Origin of the sequence: Lysinibacillus boronitolerans JCM 21713 = 10a = NBRC 103108, assembly GCF_000772935.1 — a bacterium.
GTDB lineage: Bacteria > Bacillota > Bacilli > Bacillales_A > Planococcaceae > Lysinibacillus > Lysinibacillus boronitolerans.
In genome coordinates this window covers 1-1,914 of the sequence record NZ_JPVR01000034.1, presented here as the reverse complement: position 1 = coordinate 1,914, position 1,914 = coordinate 1, and the positions used below count along the sequence as shown (strand labels likewise).

Genomic DNA, 1,914 nt, shown 5'->3' with positions numbered 1-1,914 from the left:
GCGAAGGGTATCAGTGAAAGTGCTCAAAAAGCGAATAAAGGTCTTTTAGACAATATAAAAGAAAAAGTCAACAAGCAAGTCTCAAATGTAAAAAAACAGATCCAAGCCAAAGTAGACGAAGTCAAACAACAGCTGCGACCACCAGAGATGGAGTTAGCAGGAGCAGGTGTAAATGTCTGACGCATAGAGGATACAGGAACGGTTGGAAAAAATACGTCCTCCTCGAGTCCGAAGCCATCTAATTCCCAACCACCACAAAATGGCTCGAATAAAAAGCCTGATGAGAATAAGGGTACAGGTAATGGTGTAGGTAATTTTGTAGGAAAAATTAATGCCGATAATATTCCTAACATGACTAAAAATGATATATTAGAGGGGTTACCAAGTAACTGGAAATACACTGAGAATAACGGTTTTGTTCATATTAGAGATGCTAATGGAAATGTCCGGATGAAAATTGACCCTCCTGACAAAGTTACAAAGTATGACCATGTTCATATTTTTGATGAAAGTGGTAATCCGCTTGATGTAAACCTAAACGTTGTGGATAGAAAAAGCCCGGATGCTCATATTCCATATAAAAAGTGAGGTGGAGTAACTTGAATGCTCAGAAAATACTAAATGAAATTGAAGAACTGCATTATTGGGATGCTAGAGTACTGCAAATGGAGTCCAGTTTTTTTGGAGATGAACTTAGAATTGTATTTGAAGACACAGATTTTAATGTAATCTTACTTTTTACTGGATGTTCGAAATTCTCATTTGTAACAAGTGTTGATGATAGATTGAAACCCTTAAAAGAGTTAACGAAAACTCAAATTCCTTATTTTATTCAAGATGTTGAGATTACAGATGTACAGATTGATGGAGAAGATATATTAAAATGTAATATTTTTATGCCGCCTTTAAATGTAGAAGTTGTTTGTAATACTATACTAATTGAAAAAGAATAATAAAAGAACCTTGATTTGGTTAATGAGCCTATCAAGGTTTCTTTTTTGTTGGTGGGGATACCCAGTGTCGAATAGTTCAATTGTTATGCAGAGAATATGAGTAACTCCTGTAAGCCTCATATTAAGTTTTTACGAATTATATAATACGTACAATACCTTTAAAAAGTATGTCCTATTTACTCTTTATTTTGTTAAGCAAATAACCATAATATCATCAGTTACCACCATTTCTATTCTCCAAAGCCATACCTTCGCTTCTCCCTGCCTTTAAATTTTTCGCAACTTTTACGTACATATAACGATTACTAGAGCGAGAGGCTACTCCACCTCGATTAACTCCTGAATGTCGATGTCTAACACTTTGCATACTGTTTCTAATGTTGATAGATAAACCCTGTCCACATTGTCTGAACAAAGATGGCTGATTGTATTTGGTCGTAGTCCTGTCATTCGTGCTAACTCACGTTGTGAAAGGTCACGTTGTTTCAAGATTTCCTTTAGTTTAATTGATATTGACATGATATTTCCCTTCCTATTATTCATATTACCTTTTACGATACACAATAAATTTGTATCGGTAAAGGGGTTGAGTATATCGCTAAAGCCGCATACAATGAACTTATACTAAAAATAGCGGCTAAGCGTTACGTTAATCTCAATTTATGTAACGGAAAGAAGAAAAAGAAGAAGTGGGGTAAATTCTTTACCAAGGCACGGAAGCTAAAAAATAGTTTATCCAAGAGTAAATTGGTTAAACGGGCGAAAAAGGCAATTAAAAAAGCTGTTCTGACCACGAAAAAGGTTGTGAAAAAAACAAAGGCCGCCGTGTCGAAGGCCAAGCAACAGGTAAAGACCGCTGTCAAACAGACGAAGCAGGTCGTCAAAAAACAAGTACTACCAGCGATGAAAAAAGCTGCACAAGCAACGACCAAAGCAGTGAAAAATGCTGTAAAACCTAAAA

5 protein-coding genes are annotated in these 1,914 nt (G+C 35.7%); 4 read left to right on the top strand and 1 reads right to left on the bottom strand.

From position 1 onward, the window contains the following. The 3 genes from CD31_RS23415 to CD31_RS00310 form a co-directional block, all read left to right on the top strand. Positions 1 to 180: hypothetical protein (locus tag CD31_RS23415; RefSeq protein ID WP_036074811.1), on the top strand; the 180-nt coding region annotated here is incomplete at its 5' end. Positions 181 to 351: 171 nt separating this feature from the next. Beyond that, positions 352 to 588: a hypothetical protein gene (locus CD31_RS00315; protein WP_036074810.1), complete on the top strand. Its 237-nt coding sequence runs from the start codon at positions 352 to 354 to the stop codon at positions 586 to 588. 11 nt (positions 589 to 599) lie between these two features. Beyond that, positions 600 to 953, top strand: coding sequence for a hypothetical protein (locus CD31_RS00310; protein WP_036074807.1), 354 nt, complete (start codon positions 600 to 602; stop codon positions 951 to 953). Positions 954 to 1,271: 318 nt separating this feature from the next. On the opposite strand, the gene CD31_RS00305 is transcribed toward CD31_RS00310, so the two are convergent. Further along, positions 1,272 to 1,472, bottom strand: a complete 201-nt coding sequence (locus CD31_RS00305) for a helix-turn-helix domain-containing protein (protein ID WP_036074806.1) — start codon at positions 1,470 to 1,472, stop codon at positions 1,272 to 1,274. Positions 1,473 to 1,700: 228 nt separating this feature from the next. Between CD31_RS00305 and CD31_RS00300 the strand changes: the two genes are divergently transcribed. Continuing rightward, the coding region (locus CD31_RS00300) for a hypothetical protein (RefSeq protein WP_036074805.1) at positions 1,701 to 1,914 on the top strand (214 nt) is incomplete at its 3' end.

Bases quoted from the DNA above. Each gene is read 5' to 3' on its own strand.
- CD31_RS00305 (WP_036074806.1), bottom strand. From the start codon at position 1,472: ATGTCAATATCAATTAAACTAAAGGAAATCTTGAAACAACGTGACCTT.
- CD31_RS00315 (WP_036074810.1), top strand. From the start codon at position 352: ATGACTAAAAATGATATATTAGAGGGGTTACCAAGTAACTGGAAATAC.